The sequence below is a fragment of the Candidatus Binatia bacterium genome (genome assembly GCA_023150935.1).
Classification (GTDB): Bacteria; Desulfobacterota; Binatia; order HRBIN30; family HRBIN30; genus JAKLJW01.
On the sequence record JAKLJW010000004.1, the window covers coordinates 1 to 19,930 of the forward strand.

The following is a 19,930-nucleotide window of genomic DNA, read 5'->3' on the forward strand; positions in this document are numbered from 1 at the left end:
CCACGCTCCGCCGCCAGTGCCGCCGCAACAATGTCCGGATACGGCGTCCGCCGCGCCTGGCGCAGGGTCGCCACGTGATCGATGTTCACACCCAGCTTCGTCATAACCGCCCTCGCGCCGCTCACGCGCCGGTGCCGGCCGGCGAGCCGGCGCCAGCACGGATCGCCGCGGCAATCTCTTCGGCATGAATCCGGACGCGATCGGCGTCCTCGCCTTCGACCATGACACGGATCAACGGCTCGGTCCCCGACGCACGAACCAGAACTCGCCCGCGTTCTCCCAGCGCACGCGCAATTCCATCGATCGTCTGCCGCACGCCGGGGATACCTTGCGGGTCACAGCGCTCGGCGACGCGGACATTGACCAGCGTCTGCGGAAACCGCTGCATCTGCCGTCGCAACGCGCTCAACGGCCGCCCGCTTTCGACGATGAGGCGCAACACCTGAAGTCCGGCGAGTACGCCGTCACCGGTCGTGCCGTGTTCCAGCAGGATTATGTGTCCCGATTGTTCGCCGCCGACCGCGTAACCGCCCTGCCGCATAGCCTCGACGACGTAGCGATCGCCGACCTGCGTCCGCACCAGCCGCCCGCCGCGCGCGCGCAACGCCACTTCGAGGCCAAGATTGCTCATGACGGTGGCCACGACCGTTTGCGACGGCAGGGTTCCGGCCGCAAGGCGATCGAGTCCGATGATGGCCAGGAGTTCGTCGCCGTCGACCACGGCGCCGGTTTCATCCGCCAGGACGACTCGGTCGCCGTCGCCGTCGAACGCCATCCCGATTTGCGCCCCTTCGGCCACCACCCGCGCCTGCATCGCGGCCGTGTGCAGGGCCCCGGCATCACGGTTGATATTATCGCCGTCGGGCGCGACACCCGCCCGGATGGACACCCACGACGTCTCGTCAACGGCAACCCGACCGGCGATCGGGCCACCCGTGGTTGCACCGGCAGGCCACCGAAGGAATTGCGCCCGTCGAACCCGTGTCCTCATTCGGAGGACAACCCCGGGTGTCCGGCAACCCCTGGCCCGTTTGACCAACGGCACCGTCGTCACCTCGAACACGGGGAGATCGGGAGTCCACGTGATGGGTTCGACGGCGCGAACAACCTCCGTATCGGACCACCGCCAGCACGTCCCGTTGCCGGTCGCCAACGTACCAGCCCGGTTGCGCACGGCCGTCGCGGATGGGCGTCTCGTCAGTTCCCCCCAACGTACCAGCCCGGTTGCGCACGGCCGTCGCGGATGGGCGTCTCGTCAGTTCCCCCTGGTCATTGATCCCGTCGCCCCGACCACTCTTTATGCGGGCACGAGTGGCGGCGTCTTCGAGAGCACGAACGCGGGCGCGGCCTGGGTACCCGCGTCCGCCAAGCGCGACCTTGGCCAGCTCGCGTCCGAGATCGCTCGCGCCTTGGCCGAACGCGCCGCCATCGGCGTCATCGAAGCGGCCCACGCGCTGAACCGCACGGGATTCACCGAAGACGATCTGGCCCTGCTCGACGCCCTGGCCACGACCATTGCGGCGGCCATCGGAAGCATGCACCACGACCCCGCGCCGCGCGACGCGGGGAGAACGTCTGAGTATGGGTCTTATGTCAACTGCCCCGCTTGTGCGAGCTATCCGCCATGGGCGCAGCCGCCCTCGTAAGGTGAATCAGGTAGTTCTGTCGAATTCGCGTTGGGCGACACCAAGGTGGGCTTGCGCCATGTTAGCAAGCCTGCTAACCCGATTCGGTGCCATTCGAGATCGAGTACTTTCACGCACGTGTTCTCGCGGAGATTGAGGCATGGCCTGTCGACGTGCTGGCCGACTATGCGACGGCTCGTCGAGCTCCTGGTGGAACACGGGCCAAGCCTGAAGCTCCCGCACTCACGAGCGCTCGGGGATGGGCTGTTCGAGCTACGACCTCACGGGCGATCCGGGACCGGTCGAGCGCTCTACTGCTTCCTGGCCGGGCGCAGGGTCGTCGTGCTGCACGCGTTCATCAAGAAGACGCAGGAGACGCCGGACCGCGATCTGAAGCTGGCGCGCAAGCGTCAAAGGGAGTTGCAGAATGGCTGAGTTGAAGTACAAGCCCGTTCGACATGACCATGCCGCCTTCCTCGCGAAGGCGAGGACGCGCAAGGGTTTTGCCGAGGAGTATCAGGCGCTGGAGCTGGAATACGCGGTGGCAAATCAGTTGCTCCGGGCCAGGACCCGTGCGGGCCTTACGCAGGACGCCGTCGCGGACAGGATGGGTACGACCAAGAGCGCAATCTCGCGTCTCGAGGCTGCGGGCAAGCACACGCCGTCGCTCGATACGCTTCGTCGCTACGCCCGTGCCGTCGGGTGCGAGCTTCAAGTGAAGCTCGTGCCAAAGAAAGGGTGACGCCCACGGCGCTGCAGCAGACGGCAACCGCGGTGCGCTCGTTTCGATCCCGTGGTAGTCGGTGGCCGCTGCTGCGACCTCTACATGACGCTGAAGCTGAAGTTGCCCGTCTCGCTGGCGAAACCGTCGACGACGATGAAGTAGGTGGTGCCCGCTACCGCGGGCAGGGCGATCCTCGACGCGCGCCCGCACATGAATGATCCGCCGTCGTCGTTGCAGGCCAGTTCCGGTCCGACGCAGGTGCCCTCTCGGACGTACAGTACGCTGTCGAAGTTGGTCGCGAAGGGGGAGCCGCAGAGGGAAATGCTCGCGTCGTGGGACACCGTCGGCGTCCACTGGAACACCCGCTCGGGCGCGAATACGGCGCCGCCGCAGCTTCCACCGAACGCGCTGGTGCCGCCGACGGTCGTCCCCGCGACCACGCCGCCTTCCGGCGGGATGATCGTCGCCGCACCGCAGGCGATACACGCCGTGCAGTTGTCGTTGCAGACGTCTCCAGCGGCACACTGCCCCTGGTCGCCGACCGGGTATGCTCCGAAGAGCCCCGTGGGGCCGAGGTTTATTGGCGGGTAGACGCGCTGTGCGAGTTGGCGCGCGTGGACGACGACGCGGTCCGCCAGCGCATCGATGCGTCCGGCGAGCTAAGTACTGCAATCCACAAGTCCAGCGACGAATCTCGATCTCGTCATGCCGGCGGAAAAGTCTGTCGATAAACTCCCGTTCGCCCTTCGACGAGCTCAGGGTGGGCGTGGAAAAACCCAATGAAATCAACTCCACCACCGCTCAGGCTGATCCACCACCGCTCAGGCTGAGCTTGTCGAAGCCGGGTTTGGCCGTTTATCGACAGACTCTTTCGCCGGACCGACAGAATACGTCACGGTACTTGCGGCGGGCAGTACTAAGCCGTCGCGCCTGAACGGCGACATTCGGCCGGTGGCGCTGCCGCCTCTCGATCCCTCGATCCCCCTCGGTCCTTGCTCGGCCACACGGTAGGGCGTAATTGAGGGTCATGACCAGCGTAACTTTGAAGGCTCACTATGACGGGGAGCGGATTCGGCTCGACGAGCCGTTCGATCTTCCCCGCAACGCCCTCCTGCTGGTTACGGTGTTGTCGCCCCAGGGGGACGGCGATCGAGTTGCCTGGCTTGCCGCCAGCAGCGCCGGCTTGGCGCGGGCATTCGGTGACAACGAGCCCGAGTACGCCCAGGCCGACATCCGGCGATGACGGAGGGGGACGTTGTCCTCACGCCGCTGTCGCAGGCGGATGGACAGATCAAGAATCGCCCGGCCATCATCTTGCGCGAGATGCCACCCTACGGGGATTTTCTCGTGTGCGGTGTGAGCACGCAGTTGCATCGGGAGGTTGCCGGATCGAGGCGATGAAGGCCGACGCGAAAAGAACGCGCGGCTCATCTCGATCGTCTCCGCCTTTCGCAACATCGAGGCCCGGCGGCGCCGGCTGCGGGCAACTCCCACCGGAGTGTCGGCGATGGTCGACCGGCACCGCGACGGCGAGGCCGAGGGCCGCCGGCGGGAACCGGTCGCCCCAGGCGATCGGAGCGATCCGAACGTTGCGCGGCCTCGATCTCGACCTTGTATTTCAACCCCGCCGCGTCCAGCTCGCTCTGGATGGCGAGACGCACCAGGACGGACTCGGGGTAGCTGAGAGCCCGTGCCCACTTCGCGGCACGCTCGGGACTCACTGTCTTGCGGCCCTTCTCGACGTCGCAGAGATGCGACTTCGAGACACCGAGCTTCCTGGCGCACTCGTCCTGCGAAAGCTCCTCGCTCTTGCGGATGGACTCGATGGCCATGCCCAGGGTGAGCGGGCCACGCGCGATCTTCTCCAGCAGCTTCATCGCCTACGACTTCCTTCCCGTGACCTTGCGCATGGACACCTCCGTCAATACTCGTGCTTGCTCACTTCTTCGATCGACACGAACCTGGCCGAGTCTCCCTTGATCTCGCAAATGGCTCGATAAGCACGGCTCAGTAATGTCGCGACCCAACCTACCCGATCGCGGCGCTCGTCAGCGCCGCCTGCCTGGCATCCGCGCCGGCGCTCGCCGGCATCGCCGACAGCCCGCTGCCGGTGCCGGAGGCGGGGAAGACGACGCTTCATCTCTACACGGTGCCGGGTGCGATCCAGGTGGGCTACCTGGGAACCTTCTTCGCATGCACGTCACTCGACATCGCGACCATGCGGGTCAGCGTGGAAGGCTTCGGGTCGGCTGACCCTCCCGCACCGATTACGTTACAAGCTCGCCTACGAGTACGCCCTGTGCCGAGCCGTACTGGCGGTGTTCACGCGCGCTCTGCTCGCCTTCGAACGCCGCCGCGCACGCGAGCACGGCATCGTGGGTTGCGGCGGTGCGGTGACGGCGATTCAACGCTGTGGGTCGGCGCTCAACACCGGCATCCATCTTCACACGTTGGTGGTCGAGGGTGTGTTCGAAGCGCCGCCGGCCGGTTCGCAGTGCTTCATTGCGGCGTCCGCTCCACCGACCGACGTCGAAGTAGCCTGTCTGCCCGGCTGTTGCTGGACTCCCCGGCGCTGGCTGCGATGCCGGGCGCATCGGTCGTTGGCCGTGTCGCCACGGGGCGCGAGCGGTCCGTCGTCGCCGCAGGGGGTCCGTCGATTCCAGAAACTCGCCCTGATCGATCGTTGGGTGTGCACGGATCTCTCCATTCACGTCTGACCGGCGTCGATATGGACCACGGTTGCAAACCGCCGACACCGGGGCGTCAGAACCCGCGCGCCAGCTCGGCGATGAAGGCATCCGCCGACATCACCTCGATGCGGTCGTCCGTCCGCCACGAGTCCTGGCCGCCATAGATCAGCAGGCGGCGCTTGATCCCGTCGAGGCCGGCGATCGCCCGGAGCCCTTTGAGCATGTCTGGTTTGAACCGCCGGCCCGCTTTGGCTTCGATGGCCACCAACCGCTTGCCCTGGCGGAGCACGAAATCGACCTCCACCGCGCCGCCGCTGCCGTGCGACGACCAGTAGGACCAGTCGTCGAACAGCCCGGCGTAGTCGTTCATGGCACGCAGGGTCTGCGCCACCCAGCCTTCGAACAAGGCGCCGCGCTCCTCGTCCTGCAGGGCGCCGAACGCGCGCTTGAAGGCCCGCACGAGACCGGAGTCTGCCCAATACAGTTTCGGATGAGCGACCTCTTTAACCCGCAGGCGCGGGCGGTAGGCGTCGAGCTGGAAGGTGAGCAGCGTCTGGTGGAGGATCTCGAGGTACGTCTGCACGGTCGACCGGGGCACGCCCGCATCACGTGCGAGCGCCGCGACGTTCAGGACCTGCCCGTGAAGCAGCGCCGCGATCGGCAGGAACCGCGCGAAGCTCGGGAGGCCGCGTACTGCGGCTTCGGCCTGGATTTCCTGCACGAGATAGGTTTGCACGTAGGCCCGCAACGAGTCGCGGGGATCGGCGGCACTCCATACCAGCGGAAGCGTGCCGACGCTGAGCGCCGCGCCCAGGTCGAACCGGTCGCCGAGCTCGCCGGGCACGAACGGATGGAGGCGCCGTTCCACCGCTCGGCCCGCGAGCAGATTCACGCCCCGGCGGCGGAGCTGGCGGGCGCTCGAACCGCAAAGCACGAACCGCAGCCGATACTTTTCGATGTAGCGATGCACCGTGTTGAGCAGCACCGGTGCCCGCTGCACCTCGTCGATGACGACCCATGTTCCGGGCTGCAGGCCGTCCAGCTTACGGGCCAGGGCGTCGGGTTCCGCAAGGAGTTCCACCCGGAGCCCCTCGTCCAGGAGGTCGAAGGTCGCGGCGGCGCTGGCGAATCGTTTCCCCAACCAGCGGCTCTTGCCCGTGCCGCGTGGACCGAACAAGAAAAAGGATTGGCGCGGAGGCTCGAGGAGGCGCGGGATCTCGGCGACGGGCATGTCGTCATTTCTCCCGGAAAAATGCCGACAGTCAAGGCACGCGAGGTGCGTCGCGGCCGATTCGCGAAACACCCACGGACACCGACGGAAGTTGCGGTCGACAACGTCGCCGTGTGGGGGCCATTTCCGCGCGGCCTTCTGCCGCTTCTCGCTGCCAGCCGCGCGGTGTCGGTTTACTTCGAGTGGGGAGCGATCTTCGGGTGGAGCGCGACCTCCGGGCGCCCGCTCTTGCTTCCATCGAGACGACTGCGTGCGCTCGTGCTGCGCGGCCACGCCGCCCCCTGAACGTGCGCGGAGCGTCCGTTCCAGCGATGTCGATTGACGCAAGCGCCGACGCTGGACATGCTGCCGGTATGGCGTCCGCAGGTGAACGGGGGCTTCACGGCTTCACTGTCATCTCTTTCGAGAGCCGGCGGGCGAGCGAGATGGCGGAGCTGATCCGCCGGTTTGTGGACGGTACCGTGGACGTGGCGCTCTTCACGAGCGCCACGCAAGTGTACCACGTCCTTCAAGTCGCACAGGAGATCGACCTGGCTCGCGACCTCGTTGAGGCAGGCGCGAGAGTCGTCGTTGGATCGATCGGACCGATCTGCAGCGACGCTCTGCGCGGGCATGGCCTTGCTGTCGATCTGGAACCGGAGCACCCCAGGATGGGACAGCTCGTTGCCGCAGTTGCGGCTCGCGGGCCAGGGCTGCTGACTGCGAAACGTGCAGCGCCGTTGGGCGGGTTTGAAACCCGCCACCAGTGCGCCCGTAAGCGTGCATGGTCAGCGAGGTGAAAGTCCTCGTCAGGCACGCGCGCTCCGGCCTGTAACCAAACATAAGGGCGTCACCGCGAGGTGGGGTCCGAAGCAATGGGAGGTGATAGACCAGTCCGTAGAAACCGGCGGCAGTGCTCGAAGGGGCTACACGCGCCGGAGAAGTACGACGATTGCTGACACGTCCGCCGGCCCGTCCGCCGAAGGCTTCGGGCCGCAGGCGAGAGGCCTCCGGAGTGCGGGTCCGCCGGTGATTGCAAAAATACTAGCTCAGCACGGCCGAGCCTTGCCCGAAACTATGGCTCCGGGCGTTGGACTGCCGACCTTCAGCAATCCGCTGCTCGGAGGCAAGGCGACGGTGAAACCGGTCCCGGATCGGTTCAGGAAGGAGCGAGGTCGAAGGTCTGATATGGGGTGGTACGTTAAATATTCCAGCCAATACGGACTATGCTCTCGTTTTTGCCGGCCGAAACGAGCCCATAGGCTGAAAAACAGCTGCCGGTCGGCCCTGAAGACGTACCTTTTCATTGACTTGCAGAGGTCCGACCGCGCTGCGCCGCGCTGCGGAGGGACCTCGTAAGCTGACAACCGGCGGGATCCGCGGCGCCCGGTCTCGCCCGCCGGGGTGGCCGACGTCAATCGCCTTTCCCCCGAAGTCACGAACAGAAAACCGGAGACGGGAAACCGGTCAGCAGTAGAGAGTTACGCGCCCTCGGCGATCACCGCTTCCATGATTTCGAAGCGATTGATCTGGTTCGTCCCCTCGTAAATCTGCGTGAGCTTGGCGTCGCGCAGCAACTTCTCGACGCCGTACTCGTGCATGTAGCCGTAGCCGCCGAGGATCTGGATGGCGTCGGTGGCGTTGGCCACCGCGGCGTCCGACGCAAACGTCTTCGCCATCGACGATAGCTTCAGCGACGGTTCACCCGCCGCGATGGCCCGCGCCGCCTTCCACACCAGACACCGTGCCGCCTCGACCCGGATGGCCATGTCCGCCAACAACACCTGCATCGCCTGATGCCGCACGATCGGCGCCCCGCCCTGCACGCGCATCCCGGCGTATTCCAGCGCTTTCTCGTAGGCCGCCCGCGCAATCCCGAGTGCGATCGCCGCCACCGGGGCGCGGGTCACCGACATGATCAAACGGTTGAGCGCCCAGGCGGCGCCCTCGGCGCCGAGGCGGTGCGCTTCCGGCACCCACACGTCCTCGAACACCAGCTCCGCCGCCGGGCACGCACGCTGCCCCATCTTGTCGAACACCTGCCCCACCGAGAACCCCGGCGTGTCGGCCGGCACTGCAAAGCAACTCATCCCGTCGCGAATCGGGCCGTTCGGGCTGTTCGACGCGAACACCGTGACCAGACTCGCGATCGAACCGTTGGAGATGAACACCTTGCGGCCGTTGATCCGGTAGCCGTCGCCGTCGCGGACCACGCGGGTGCGCATGCGCCCCTGCGGATGCCCCATGATGAAATCCGACCCGGCGTCCGGTTCGGTCGCCGCCAGCGCCGCCAGCTTCGGCGCGTCGGTCTGCCACGACGCCGCCAGCGGCGGCACGAAACGCGCCACCGCCGCCGGATCGCCGCAGAACAGGATCGGCGTCAGCCCGAGCATGGTCGCTCCGAACAACACCGTGCACCCCGCGCACGCGGCGGCAAACTCCTCCGTGGTCAGGACGCCGGTAAACGGGTCGTGTCCCGCGCCGCCCATGAACTCCGGCAAACCCGCGCCGAGAATGCCGGCCCGCGCCGCTTCGCGCAGCAACTCGTCGCGCGCCGGGCTCTCCGGATCCTTGTCCAATACCAACGCCCGCGGCGCGATGTGACGCCGCGCGAAGTCGCGGGCCCACGCCTGGACCTCTCTCTGTTCCGGTGTCAGGTCGGTCATGGCGCCTCCGGACTCACGCGGCGGAGCGGGTTCCTGCCTTCCGATCGATGCGCTGCAACACCCGGCCGGCGGGAATCGTGTTGTCGGAGAGGATGGCGATCAGCGGCCCCTCGGAATCCGGGATGAGGTCGGCGACGGGATCCCAGGACGAGCCCTCGCAGCGCACCGAGCCGGAGCCGATCTCCACCTGGTGCTGTACCACTTCGAGCTGCACCGCCGTGATCTCCTCGATCTCGATCTCTCCGGCCGGACCCGGAATCAGCTTGTAGTTGATTGACGGGCGACGCGCGGCGTCGGACTGCATCGCCGCCACCTCCGGTGGCATCGGGCCCGTGATCGTCCCTTCGAGCGACAGGATGCACTTGCCGAGGCGCGTCGCCGAGCCGCGGAACCGATCGCCGTCGCGCTCCCAGACCACGTCGGCGATCTTCTTCGGAAAGCCGGCGATCTCGCGCCCCGGAATCAATGCCTCGTCGGTGGTGACGTAGATGTACGGAACGTAATTGCCTTCCACGGTGCCGACGCGCACCGGCACCATCACTACCAGCTCCTTGAACGGATGAATGATCGGCGTCTCCGGATACGTGAGCATCGTGATCATGGAGGGCCCCTCGCCAGCCACCATGCCCGGCGGCAGGATCGCCTCCACGGCGCCCGGTTTGGGCAGGAACGGGAACACGACGAGACGGACCCCCGGCCAGTGGTGTGGTGGCGGCGGGAACACGGGGGCAGACCACGGCATGCTGATCGGCTGCGGCATTTTTCTCTCTCCTTCTCCGGTTGTAATGGCTTTCTTGTACGAGGATCGACTCAGCGGCTCTCGACGCATTCCATCTCGACGTACACGCAGCGGTCGAACGGTGTTGGCTGCCACTCGATCGGGGTAAAGGTCAGGTGCCCGTACCCGCCGACGAGATGGAGCCATTTGATCAACCCGGGCTCGACTTCGTTGGCGCCGGCTCCACCCGGAAACGCAAAGCCCTCGAAGCCGTTGTACACGGTCAAGGCACCGGGGCGCTGCGCCGGGCTGACACGCGCCGCGACGACGAATTCGCCGGCGTCGTTCCGGATGCGCACGAGGGCGTCGTCGGCAATGCCCCTGGCCCGCGCATCGGCGTCGTTCACGAGAACGAACGGCTTGCCGCGGTGGGTTTCCAGGATGACGGGATTGGTCATGTTCATGGCGTGGATGCTCCACCGGCTATGGCCGCTGGAGAGGGCGAACGGGTACGCTCCGCCCATGGGTGGCGGGTCCTTGTGCACGGGCAGATCTTCTCCGGCTTCGCGGTACCAGGGGTGATCGAGCAGAAACTGGGCGCGGCGGGTCAGCGTCGGATAGGGATGTCCGAGCTCGACGTGATTGCGCAGCGGCGCATGCGTCTCGCCGCGCGGAAACGGCGAGGCCTGGCCCTTGGCAAAGGTGACCAGACCCCAATCGGCATAGCGGCTCCAGCCGCGCTCCCGGAAGGTTTTCAGGGTTGTCCCTGCCGGCAGATTGCCCACCGCGACTGCGGATTCCACCATGTCGGCCGCAACCGTCTCGTCGTCCACCAGCGCGCCGTCGAGGGTGAAGCCGCTCCACAGCCGGTCATAAGAACGCTCGACGCCGTTATGGTCGCTGTAGCTCGTCAGCCCGCGGGCGGCGGCACGGGTACCCAGCGCCCTGCACAGCGCCGCAAGCACTTCCCACTCCGAGCGCGCCTCCCCCGGCGGATCGGCGACCGCATCCGACATGGTCAGGAACATGCTCCACGGTGTCGGCATGTTGAAGGTCGTCTTCTCGTAATGCTGCGTCGCCGGCAACACGATGTCGGCGTACAACGCCGTCTGCGACACCCGGTAGTCCATGCAGACGATCTTGCTGAGTTGCGGCCAGAGGTTGTCGAGGATGACCCGCTGACCGCCACGGCTGCGGCGCACGATGTTGCCGCCGATCTCCAGCAAGACCCGCGGCGGCGAGGCCGGTCCCGGGCGCGCCGCGCCTGCCCACCAGTTCGCCTCGAGGGCCTCGCTCCAATACGAATCGAAGGAACGCGGCATCGTAGTGTCGTTCCACTCGGGCCGGTTCCAGCGGTCGCGGTAACCGGCGTGCCAATACCAGAAGAAGGCCGGCGGGCTCATTCCCGTCGACGGGCCCACCATGCGCCAGAACGCATTGGCCGCGAGCTCGGCGGTGAGGGTGGGGTCCTGCGCCCGTAACCCTTCGACCATCATGCTCATCGTGTCGCGCATCTCGATGGCGCCCTCCGCCCCGGCTTTGAACTTCGCCATGGCGAGCGTGTTGCCGTCGAAGAGCGAGGAACACCAGCCGCTCGTGCCGCTACCCTTCTTGCCCCAGTTGCCGGTGACCGCAAGCAGCAGGAGCATCGCCCGCGTCATGAGATCGCCATGGAAATACTTGCTGATACCGGCGCCGAGAAAGATGCGCGTGCGGCGGGCGGCTACCGTCCGAGCGAGGGTGCGGATGGTCTCCGGGTGCACACCGCAAATGGCCGCTGCCGCCTCCGGCGTGTAGTGCGCGTCGAGCATCCGGCGCAGCCGCGCCAGTAGCGGCTCCACGGTCGCTTCCCCACCGTCGGACAGCCGCACGGTAACCGTCCCGTCCAGCCGCGGCTCGAAGTCCAGCAGCAAGCTGCCCGGATCGGCGGGAACCAACCCTCGATCCGGGTGCAGGTGGTAGAAACGGTCGTCACGCCCACCCGCCTCGAGGTGCGACTGGCGCAGGAACTCCTGCGTGTCGGTGCGCACCAGCAAGGAAAGATCGGTTTGCGAGCGGACAAAGCCGAGATCGCCCAGACCCTCGGCGAGAACCACCTGACACATGGCCAGCGCCAGCGCCGCGTCGGTCCCATGCCGCACGGCCACGTGCGTATCCACATGACTGTGCGACGGGTTTACATCGGGCGAGATCAACACCAGTTCGGCGCCGCGGTAGCGCGCCTCGACGAGATAATGGAAGGCCGGAATGGCCGTATACGCGGGATTGCAGTGCCAGATGAGGATGCAGTCGGCATGAAAGAAGTCGTCGACCGAGGTCCCGAAGTGGGACTTGCCGAACACCTGATGGTAACCGACGAAGAAATCGTTGATCGAGGCATTCACGTCGAGAGAGGTCCCGCCGATGATGTTCATGAACCGCGCCGATGCGGGGATCACGCTGATTTCCGGCGATACCTCGTGAACGATCGAGGCTGGGCCGACTTCGACGATCGCGTCCAGCATGGCGTCGGCGATTTCGTCGAGCGCCTCGTCCCAGGAGATCCGTTCCCAGCGTCCCTCGCCGCGCGCGCCGGCGCGCCGCAGCGGGTAGAGCACGCGATCCGGCGCGTCCAGTTGGCGGCTCCAACAGGCACCCTTCTGACAGCCCATCGGGTTCATGTCGGGCACGCCGGGCTCGACCGTCTCGAGTACGCCGGCGGCTTCCTCGCGCACGACCTTGCCGTCCTTCACAAAGACGAGCAGCGGGCAGTTGTTCGGGAAGCAGTCGACGCAATGCGTGCCGAAGGCCACCCGATCCCAGCCGGTGTTGCAGCGGCGGCGTTGTGCTTCTTCGCTCATGACTGCGCTTCCTCTTGCAGTGTGCCGACCGTCGCCGGCGGCGCTGTGAACGGCCCGAACAACTCCTGCCAGCGGTAAACGATCAGGGTGTCGAGGATCTCCGACGTCCGCCCCTCGCGCACTGCCGCCAGTTCGCCGCGCAGGCGCTCCAACGCGGCGTGCACCGCCGGACCGAACAACGATTCGAGATACTCGGGTGGGATACGCGGCGTGCCGTACGCGATCGAGCCGTCGGCGTTGACGCGGTGTGGCGACAGCGGCGGCACGTAGAAGACGTTGGGCTCGGTGCCGTACTCGGGGTGCAGCGGCAGCGCCACCTTCCACTCGTGCACGAGCTTGTGGATCGGCCCGTCGGTATCGTCGAGGTAGCCCACGAAGACCAGCCGGCCCGGGCACTGGCGGGCGCACGTCGGGGCGACACCGGCTTCGAGGCGCGGGAAGCAGAGGTTACAGTGCTGCGCGACCTTACGGACGTGATTGAAGTAGATCTTCTTGTACGGGCACGCCGCCATGCACCGCTGGGAACCGCGGCATGCGTCTTCGTTCCGCAACACGATGCCGTCGGCGGCGCGCTTGTACATCGCGCCGGTCGGACAAGCGTCGACGCAGGCCGGGCGCGTGCAGTGGTTACAAAGGCGCGGCAGGTAGAAGAAATACGCGTTCGGATACTCGCCGCCACCCTGATCTTCGTCCCAGTTGGGGCCCCACGACGGCTCGCGGCCGTTCGCCGACGGGGCCAGGTGTACCGAGCGGCCGTTGCCGTCGAAGAACACCTCGCTGTGATTGAAGGTCCACCCGCCGCCGAACTCCTCCGCCGCCGGCACGTGACCGAGTACGACCTTGCCGTTGGCGTCGTAGCCGCCGCCCATCTGCTCCCAGCCCTTTGGCGTGCCGAGGCCGGGTTGCGTATTGACGGTGCACCACCATTGCAGTTCCTCGCCCGCCTCGCGCGTCCACAACATCTTGCAGGCGACGGAGCAGGTCTGGCAGCCCATGCACTTGTTCAGGTCGAAAAGCATGGCGACCTGGCGCGGAGTCGCGGTTCGGTGTGGAGCGGTCATCAGGATCTCCTTAGATACGCCTATCCCTCAGTTCCGATATGCCTGTCCAATACCAAGTTTCGATAAAAGTATGCTTTGCGTTCATATCGGCCGGCGTTTACGCTGGTCACGGGGCACACGGGTATGGACCTGAGACAGGCTCGGCATCTGGTGGCGGTCATCGAGCACGGCAACGTGCTGCGGGCAGCGAACGCGATCCATCTTTCGCAGCCGGCGTTGAGCAAGAGCATTCAGAACCTCGAGGCCGAGCTCGGGGTGCCGTTGCTGGAGCGGGGTCCGCGCGGCGTGGCGCCGACCGTTTACGGCCTGGCGTTGCTGCGGCACGCACGGCTTCTGCTGAACCAGGGAGATCAGGCGATCGCGGAGATCCGCGCCATCAGGGAGGGGCAGCTCGGGCACCTGCGGCTCGGGGTGGCGAACTTCGCCATACCTTCCTTGCCGGCGGTCGTCGCGAAGCTGCTCGCGTCGAAGCCGGGGCTGTCGATCGACGTCGTCGACGGCACGTACGAAGGCCTGACCGAGCTGGTTCGCGAAGGGGCGCTCGACGCCGTGGTCAGTGGGTTGCCGCCGGTGCATCGTGCCGAGGACCTGGTGCACGAGGAGTTGATCTCCACCAACTTCGTGCTTGCTTGCCGGCCCGACTGCATGCCGTTCCAGCCGGCGCCGGTTGCGATCGCGTCTCTCGACGGTGTGCAGTGGATTCTGCCGAACCGGCCGCAGGCGATCGTCGACCTGTGGGAGCTCGGGTTTCGGACGATGGGGGTGATTCCGCCGCGCCTGGTTCTGCAATCGGCATCGATGATGTTCATCAAGGCCCTGCTGATGGAGGGTCCGTTTGTCACGCTGTTGCCGCGCGGCATCGTGCAGCCCGAGGTCGGGAACGGGCGTCTCACGGCGATCGAGTTGGAGCATCCGTTCGCGCGCGTGAGCGAGGGTATCATCTACCGGCCGGGCGGCGTGCAGCCGCCGGTGCTGGCCGCGCTCATCGAGGCCATTCGATCTTGAGGGTAAGCCGCAACGTCCGTGTGGATTTCCTCACGACTTCGATCGTCGGCGACGGCGTCCTTCACTGGGTCGAGAAGGAAGCGTCGAGCCGGGACCGGCGCTCGTTCACGGGAGGTCTCCTCCGGTGCGCCGGCGTGCGACGAAGAACTCGTAGGCGTAATGCTCCGAATGCCGCCGGTGCATTTTCGGCTCCTGCGCCAGTAGATCGAGTACGGCAAGGGCTTCGTCGTCGCCGGCGTACTTGCCGCGCAGCGCCGCGATCCGCCGCAGCATCGGGGTATAGAAGTCGTCCCACCATGCCTCGTCCGGCAACGAGGGTCGATAGGACATCCACACGGGCCCGCCAGAGCGATGGGTGTCCAGCACCTCCCTGTAGACTCCCAATACAAACTGAAGACAGGGCTGGAGGGATGATTCATGTCCAAAGCAACCACGCCGAAGATCGATCCGGAAGACTTCCTCCTCGCACCCCTATCACCGCAGCAGCGACTCGACGCTGCCTTGCGCGTCGCCAAGGAAGCTTTCAAGGGATCCAAGTTGTCGATGGCCGACGTCGAAACGGCAGTCGCGAAGGTGAGGAGAAAGCGCTACGATCGCGCGCACCGCAAGTAGGCCCTGCAAGGTTACAAGGAGACGCATCAGATGGCTAAGCGAGTCGGCCCCACGAAGAAGGATCTCGACTGGCGCCGGCGAATTTCGATCGATCCGCATATCTGCCACGGAAAGCCCTGCATTAAGGGCACGCGGATCATGGTCTCCGTCATCCTGGATTACCTCACGGCGGATGAGCCGGCGGACGAGATTCTCCGACAGTATCCCGACCTCAAGCGTGAGGATGTCCGAGCTGCCGTTGCCTATGCGGCGTGGCTCACGCGCGAGGAAGAGCAACTCCCGCTCCACACGGACCTGCATCAGTGAAGGTTAAGCTCGACGAAAACCTGCCGAGCGATCTCGCCGAGCTACTGCGCGCTGCCGGTATCGACGTATCGACTGTCAAGGATGAAGGGCTGGCCGGCCACGCCGACCCGGCAGTGCTGCGGGCCGCAACCGCGGAGAACCGAGTCCTGATGAGTTTCGACAGAGGGTTCGCGGATATCCGGCAGTACCGACCCGGAACGCATGGTGGAATCGTCGTGTTCCGTCTCAAGGACCAACGTTGGAAAACGCTTCAGACACCGGTGCGACGACTCATCTCTACCGGGGCGTTGCGAGAGCTGCGCCGCGGCCTTGCGATCGTTGATGAACACCGAGTCCGCTTCAGGCGCGCATCAGGTCGGCGGCATCAGGGGAGGTGATCTCGTGTCTGCTTGCCAACCAACTCAACCAGTGTCGAGCGCCGCTGATTTGTAGCCAAACTGTAGCCAAGGCGACGGACAAGGACGTCTATTGGCGCACATTGGCGGATTTTCGAAAGCGGGTGATCAACGTTTGAAACCAACGTCTTAGGACGGTCCAGGATATCCGCGTACGGCGGCGGATTTTCTCCTTATCCTCCTCACATGCAGGAGGTCCCTGGTTCGAGTCCTGAGGTGCTGGATGAGGTGCTGGACCCCCATCTCTCCGGCAGGCGCGAGTGGATGTCCCACCGACCCCGGCACGATGCACCCGTCCTGCCGGCGCAATCTTCTGTTGACACGCGCTTTGTCCGCGCTGTATACGGGCTGTGAAGGGGGGATCGTAAAGACGAGGGGGATGGCGGGCAACGTCCGAGAATCGAGCTTATGTCAAACACGGCGTTTGTACCGGCTATCCGCCCGTCGTCTGACCACGACACGTTACTGACCCGTATGGAACCTGCCCCTACGGTCCGGTTCACAGGTGGCCCTGATCCGGCGCTAGCCCGGAAAAAGGGAGAGCAGGGAAAGGATTCGTTTGCGGCAGGCTACGACACGAAGTACCTGGCGGTGGTCAGTGCGGCGCGCCCCAAGCGACTGCGCTTCGCGCTGTTCACCATCGCGGGCCGCCTGATCTCGCACGCCGGCAAGTTGATACTGCAGATCAGTGCCGCGGCGGACCGACTGGCCGGACTGGTTGAGGCGCGCCGCCGCGTTAGCGCCGGATTTGGGTTCACGGGAGGTCTCCTCCGGTGCGCCGGCGTGCGACGAAGAACTCGTAGGCGTAATGCTCCGAATACCGCCGGTGCATTTCCGGCTCCTGCGCCAGTCGATCGAGTACGGCAAGGGCTTCGTCGTCGCCGGCGTACTTGCCGCGCAGCGCCGCGATCCGCCGCAGCATCGGGGTATAGAAGTCGTCCCACCATGCCTCGTCCGGCAACGTGAAGTGGCCGAGCAGTGCGAAGCCACCGCGCTCGATTGTCGCCAGTACGTTGTCCACTTGCCCCATGGTCGGATACTCCGAATCGAAGCTCGCCTTGAGTTCGGGCGGCGGGTCGGGCCGGCGCCAGACCGCGTCGGTGAAAGCCAGATGGCCCCCCGGGCGGAGCAACCCCCGGCAGATCCGCAGCGCCGGCTCGATGCCGATGTTGTACAGGGCGCCCTCGGACCAGATGAGATCGAAACTCCCGGGGAGTTGATCCGGTTTGGAGATGTCTCCCACCAGGGCCCGGATTCGAGGCGACAACCCGCGCCGGGCCAGTATCGCGGACAGTCGCTCGATGCTCGGAGCATGGCTGTCGATAGCCACGATGGGCCCCGGGAGGAGATCGGCGAGGTGAATCGTTTGTCCCCCGACACCGCAGCCGAGATCGAGTACCACCGGGGAGGGAGGGAGATCCCGGCAAAGGCCGAGGGCTTGCTCGGCGCAGGCCCGGTTACCCGGACCCTGCCGCGGCAGGGCTTCGTAGACCTCGAAGAAGATCTCCCAGTACCGCCGTGTGGGCTGAATCATCGGTGTCCCCGTCCGTCACCGGCTCGGCGCAGGGCATCGGGCGTTGCCGAGCTGCCGACCAACGGGGAAGGTACCGCCATGACCTGCCTCAAACGCGATCGTGAACATAGTCCCTCGCCCGAGTGGTGTCCAAGCTCACTTGAGCAGCGTTACCAGTCCGGCGAAGCCGAGCAGCGCGAACACCGCGGCGCGGAACTTGTCCTCAGGCAGCCGGCCGTGCAGCCATTCGCCCCCGAGGATACCCAGCGCCGCCACCGGCACCAGCACCGCGAAGTACGGCAGGGTCGCCGCCGTGAACCTCCCGGTGACGAGGTAAGCCACGGTCAGGCAGACGTTCAGCACCAGTAACACGACCGACAGGGTGCTGCGGAACGCCGCCTTGTTCAACCCGCCGCGGCTCACCGCATAGACCAGCAACGGACCGCCGGTGGCGAACAGGCCGTGGGTCAGGCCGGCGCCGAACAACGACGCGCGTTGGACCAGCGGCGACAACGGGCGTTGCACCGCCGGCCCCCGCCACCAGGCCAGCACCTCGCGCGCGGCCAGCGCTACCACCACCGCACCGAAGATCTCCTGCAGTGCCGGCGCGGCGAGTCGCTGCAGCAGGACGAGGCCCAACCCCGTACCGGTCGCCATCCACGGCAGGATCCGCCCGCGTATGAGCCGCCAATCGGCGTGCAGATGGTGGCGGCCGACAAGATACCCGAGCACCAGAACATTGGCCGGCACCAGCGGCGCAACCAGCACACCGATCGGATAGAACAAAGCTCCCAGCGTCACCGAAATGATCGTCGAACCGAATCCCGTCGCCGCCTCCGAGACGAAGGCGAACCAGACGATTACGACTAAAGCGAGGAAGGCGAGGTCGAAAGACATGCGGCGGCTCCGGAGACCGACGGAGAGCAGTAGGGCTTGCGGGACGGGGCAGGGGACACGGGCAGCGGGAGCTGCCGCTCACGCGAGGACCGTCCCTTCCGGAACGATGGCTACGCCCCCCTCGGTCACGTCGAAGCGGCGCCGGTCGGCGACCGGATCGAGTCCGACTTCCATGCCGGCGGGAACGACGACGGTCTCGTCGACGATGGCGCGGCGGACCCGGGCCCCCTCGCCGATCTTCACGCCCGGCATGAGGATCGCGTCCTCCACCTCGGCGCCCGGACCGACGAAGGTGCCGGGCGAGAGAACGCAGCGCCGCACGGTGCCCCCGGCGATGGTGCTCCCGGGGGCCATGATGCTGTCTCCCGCGCGGGCCTCGCGGCCGGCGACGTTGCGAATCATTGCCGGCGGGTGCTGGCCACTGTACGTGCGGATCGGCCAGTCGGGCGCCTGCAGGTTGAACGACGGCTGCGGCCGCAGCAGATCCATGTGGGCGTCGAAGTAGCTGTCCAGCGTGCCAACGTCCTGCCAGTAGTGCTGCGCCGCCGGACAGCGCGAGATGACGTCGAACGCGTAAGCCCGGCCGCCCGCGGCGATGGCCGGAATGATGTTGTGGCCGAAATCGTGTTGCGACTCCCGCTTCGCGTCGGCAATCAGCGCCCGTACCAGCGGAGCGGTCTTGAAGACGTAAACCCCCATGTTGACGAGCGCTCGCGTCGGATCGGCGGCCAGCGGCTTCGGCTGGGCCGGTTTCTCCGCCCAACCGGTGATGCGGGACGCCGCATCGACCTCCAGCACGCCCATGCGTGTCGCCTCGCCGAGCGAGGCCTGCGTCGAAGCCAGGGTCACATCGGCGTCGCGTTCGAGGTGAAACTGGATCATCGGACCGTAGTCCATCCGGTAGATGTGGTCTCCCGACACGACCAGCACGTTCCTGGGTCGATCCTCTTCGAGCAGGTAGAGGTTCTGGAACACGGCATCGGCGGTCCCGGCATACCAGCGCGAGACGAGTTGAAGCTGCGGCGGCACGGGTTGGATAAACTCGCCGAGCTCGGGGTGCAGGATGCTCCACGCCATGCGCAGGTGCCGGTCGAGCGACAGCGACTGATGCTGCGTCAGGACGTAAGTTCGCTTGAGGCCGCTGTTCAGGCAGTTCGACAGCGTGAAGTCGACGATGCGGTAGAGGCCGGCGAAGGGCACTGCAGGCTTGGCGCGCCTCTTCGTCAGCGGATAAAGCCGTTCGCCCTGGCCCCCGGCCAGGAGCATCGTCAACGTCGTCTCGGTCCAACCCGCGAGCATCACGCGGCGCCGCGGCTCGCGAGTACGTCGCGTACGGCTGCCATCAGCTCGGCCGGATCGGATGACTTCGTCACGTAGGCGTCGGCGATCCAACTGACGTACTGCTCCTTGTAAGTGGCGTACGCCGAGTTGAGGATCACCGGCAGACGGCGATCGAGGTTATGAATGCGCGTCAGGGTGTGCAGGCCGTCCATTCCGGGCATGTTGATGTCGAGGATGACGGCGTCCAGCCTGCCGCCGCGGATACATTCCAGCGCCGTCCGTCCGTCGCGCGCCTCGACGACCTCGTGACGCGCGTCCTCCAGCGCCTCGCGATAAAGCAGCCGCTGATTGTCGTCGTCTTCCACCAGGAGGATGCGGGCCATGCAA

Annotated in this window: 23 protein-coding genes and 2 pseudogenes; 11 read left to right on the forward strand and 14 right to left on the reverse strand. The window is 66.1% G+C overall.

Annotated features, from left to right (window positions below):
* The coding region (locus tag L6Q96_04165) for a pyridoxine 5'-phosphate synthase (protein MCK6553768.1) at window positions 1–104 on the reverse strand (104 nt) is incomplete at its 3' end.
* A 17-nt stretch (window positions 105–121) separates the two neighbouring features.
* Window positions 122–889 (reverse strand): hypothetical protein, encoded by a 768-nt coding sequence (locus tag L6Q96_04170; protein ID MCK6553769.1) that lies wholly within the window; start codon window positions 887–889, stop codon window positions 122–124.
* A gap of 196 nt (window positions 890–1,085) precedes the next feature.
* On the opposite strand from L6Q96_04170, the gene L6Q96_04175 reads away from it, so the two are divergent.
* The 3 genes and pseudogenes from L6Q96_04175 to L6Q96_04185 all read left to right on the forward strand — a co-directional run bounded on the left by L6Q96_04175 (window position 1,086) and on the right by L6Q96_04185 (window position 2,367).
* Entirely contained in the window at window positions 1,086–1,646 is a 561-nt protein-coding gene (locus L6Q96_04175; GenBank protein ID MCK6553770.1) for a hypothetical protein, read from the forward strand.
* Window positions 1,647–1,732: 86 nt separating this feature from the next.
* Window positions 1,733–2,060 (forward strand): annotated as a pseudogene (locus tag L6Q96_04180) (type II toxin-antitoxin system RelE/ParE family toxin).
* Window positions 2,053–2,367, forward strand: a complete 315-nt coding sequence (locus L6Q96_04185) for a helix-turn-helix domain-containing protein (protein MCK6553771.1) — start codon at window positions 2,053–2,055, stop codon at window positions 2,365–2,367. The pseudogene L6Q96_04180 and the gene L6Q96_04185 overlap by 8 nt, the downstream one beginning before the upstream one ends.
* 80 nt (window positions 2,368–2,447) lie before the next feature.
* Here the strand turns inward: L6Q96_04185 and L6Q96_04190 are convergent, their stop codons facing one another.
* On the reverse strand, window positions 2,448–2,789 hold the full coding sequence (locus L6Q96_04190; GenBank protein ID MCK6553772.1) for a hypothetical protein: 342 nt from the start codon (window positions 2,787–2,789) through the stop codon (window positions 2,448–2,450).
* Window positions 2,790–3,376: 587 nt separating this feature from the next.
* Between L6Q96_04190 and L6Q96_04195 the strand changes: the two genes are divergently transcribed.
* On the forward strand, window positions 3,377–3,592 hold the full coding sequence (locus tag L6Q96_04195) for a hypothetical protein (protein MCK6553773.1): 216 nt from the start codon (window positions 3,377–3,379) through the stop codon (window positions 3,590–3,592).
* Complete coding sequence (locus L6Q96_04200) at window positions 3,589–3,750, forward strand: hypothetical protein (GenBank protein MCK6553774.1); 162 nt, start codon at window positions 3,589–3,591, stop codon at window positions 3,748–3,750. Before L6Q96_04195 ends, L6Q96_04200 begins: the two co-directional genes overlap by 4 nt.
* A gap of 26 nt (window positions 3,751–3,776) precedes the next feature.
* Here L6Q96_04200 and L6Q96_04205 read toward each other — a convergent pair whose 3' ends face one another.
* Window positions 3,777–4,226: a helix-turn-helix domain-containing protein gene (locus L6Q96_04205; GenBank protein MCK6553775.1), complete on the reverse strand. Its 450-nt coding sequence runs from the start codon at window positions 4,224–4,226 to the stop codon at window positions 3,777–3,779.
* 441 nt (window positions 4,227–4,667) lie between these two features.
* Here L6Q96_04205 and L6Q96_04210 point away from each other — a divergent pair, with 441 nt between their 5' ends.
* Window positions 4,668–5,066: a transposase gene (locus L6Q96_04210; protein ID MCK6553776.1), complete on the forward strand. Its 399-nt coding sequence runs from the start codon at window positions 4,668–4,670 to the stop codon at window positions 5,064–5,066.
* 46 nt (window positions 5,067–5,112) lie between these two features.
* Here the strand turns inward: L6Q96_04210 and L6Q96_04215 are convergent, their stop codons facing one another.
* The gene (locus L6Q96_04215) at window positions 5,113–6,270 is read right to left on the reverse strand and encodes a DUF4143 domain-containing protein (GenBank protein MCK6553777.1); all 1,158 of its coding nucleotides are present in this window, start codon (window positions 6,268–6,270) and stop codon (window positions 5,113–5,115) included.
* 425 nt (window positions 6,271–6,695) lie between these two features.
* Between L6Q96_04215 and L6Q96_04220 the strand changes: the two genes are divergently transcribed.
* Window positions 6,696–7,049: a uroporphyrinogen-III synthase gene (locus L6Q96_04220; protein MCK6553778.1), complete on the forward strand. Its 354-nt coding sequence runs from the start codon at window positions 6,696–6,698 to the stop codon at window positions 7,047–7,049.
* 681 nt (window positions 7,050–7,730) lie between these two features.
* Here L6Q96_04220 and L6Q96_04225 read toward each other — a convergent pair.
* From L6Q96_04225 to L6Q96_04240, 4 genes are read right to left on the reverse strand one after another with little or no spacing between them, the layout of a single operon-like run.
* Window positions 7,731–8,915, reverse strand: a complete 1,185-nt coding sequence (locus L6Q96_04225; protein ID MCK6553779.1) for an acyl-CoA dehydrogenase family protein — start codon at window positions 8,913–8,915, stop codon at window positions 7,731–7,733.
* A gap of 13 nt (window positions 8,916–8,928) precedes the next feature.
* The gene (locus tag L6Q96_04230; protein ID MCK6553780.1) at window positions 8,929–9,675 is read right to left on the reverse strand and encodes an acetoacetate decarboxylase family protein; all 747 of its coding nucleotides are present in this window, start codon (window positions 9,673–9,675) and stop codon (window positions 8,929–8,931) included.
* Window positions 9,676–9,725: 50 nt separating this feature from the next.
* Complete coding sequence (locus L6Q96_04235) at window positions 9,726–12,473, reverse strand: molybdopterin-dependent oxidoreductase (protein ID MCK6553781.1); 2,748 nt, start codon at window positions 12,471–12,473, stop codon at window positions 9,726–9,728.
* Window positions 12,470–13,534 carry a respiratory nitrate reductase subunit beta gene (locus L6Q96_04240; GenBank protein ID MCK6553782.1) on the reverse strand — a complete coding sequence of 355 codons (1,065 nt, stop codon included), beginning with the start codon at window positions 13,532–13,534 and terminating at the stop codon, window positions 12,470–12,472. The genes L6Q96_04235 and L6Q96_04240 overlap by 4 nt, the downstream gene beginning before the upstream one ends.
* A gap of 123 nt (window positions 13,535–13,657) precedes the next feature.
* Here L6Q96_04240 and L6Q96_04245 point away from each other — a divergent pair, with 123 nt between their 5' ends.
* Window positions 13,658–14,539, forward strand: a complete 882-nt coding sequence (locus L6Q96_04245) for a LysR family transcriptional regulator (GenBank protein MCK6553783.1) — start codon at window positions 13,658–13,660, stop codon at window positions 14,537–14,539.
* A 105-nt stretch (window positions 14,540–14,644) separates the two neighbouring features.
* On the opposite strand, the pseudogene L6Q96_04250 reads toward L6Q96_04245, so the two are convergent.
* Window positions 14,645–14,854 (reverse strand): annotated as a pseudogene (locus tag L6Q96_04250) (hypothetical protein).
* A 102-nt stretch (window positions 14,855–14,956) separates the two neighbouring features.
* On the opposite strand from L6Q96_04250, the gene L6Q96_04255 reads away from it, so the two are divergent.
* The 3 genes from L6Q96_04255 to L6Q96_04265 are packed head-to-tail and all read left to right on the forward strand — an operon-like array spanning window position 14,957 to window position 15,834.
* Window positions 14,957–15,151 (forward strand): hypothetical protein, encoded by a 195-nt coding sequence (locus L6Q96_04255; protein MCK6553784.1) that lies wholly within the window; start codon window positions 14,957–14,959, stop codon window positions 15,149–15,151.
* Window positions 15,152–15,181: 30 nt separating this feature from the next.
* Window positions 15,182–15,457: a DUF433 domain-containing protein gene (locus L6Q96_04260; GenBank protein ID MCK6553785.1), complete on the forward strand. Its 276-nt coding sequence runs from the start codon at window positions 15,182–15,184 to the stop codon at window positions 15,455–15,457.
* Complete coding sequence (locus tag L6Q96_04265; protein MCK6553786.1) at window positions 15,454–15,834, forward strand: DUF5615 family PIN-like protein; 381 nt, start codon at window positions 15,454–15,456, stop codon at window positions 15,832–15,834. Before L6Q96_04260 ends, L6Q96_04265 begins: the two co-directional genes overlap by 4 nt.
* Before the next feature lie 772 nt (window positions 15,835–16,606).
* On the opposite strand, the gene L6Q96_04270 is transcribed toward L6Q96_04265, so the two are convergent.
* From L6Q96_04270 to L6Q96_04285, 4 genes are all read right to left on the reverse strand, one after another.
* Window positions 16,607–17,386 carry a class I SAM-dependent methyltransferase gene (locus L6Q96_04270; protein ID MCK6553787.1) on the reverse strand — a complete coding sequence of 260 codons (780 nt, stop codon included), beginning with the start codon at window positions 17,384–17,386 and terminating at the stop codon, window positions 16,607–16,609.
* Window positions 17,387–17,521: 135 nt separating this feature from the next.
* A complete protein-coding gene (locus tag L6Q96_04275) occupies window positions 17,522–18,262 on the reverse strand; it encodes a sulfite exporter TauE/SafE family protein (protein MCK6553788.1) in 741 nt (246 codons plus the stop codon).
* Between the two features lie 78 nt (window positions 18,263–18,340).
* On the reverse strand, window positions 18,341–19,561 hold the full coding sequence (locus L6Q96_04280; GenBank protein ID MCK6553789.1) for a glucose-1-phosphate adenylyltransferase: 1,221 nt from the start codon (window positions 19,559–19,561) through the stop codon (window positions 18,341–18,343).
* The gene (locus L6Q96_04285; protein MCK6553790.1) at window positions 19,561–19,926 is read right to left on the reverse strand and encodes a response regulator; all 366 of its coding nucleotides are present in this window, start codon (window positions 19,924–19,926) and stop codon (window positions 19,561–19,563) included. Before L6Q96_04285 ends, L6Q96_04280 begins: the two co-directional genes overlap by 1 nt.
* Window positions 19,927–19,930: the final 4 nt, after the last annotated feature.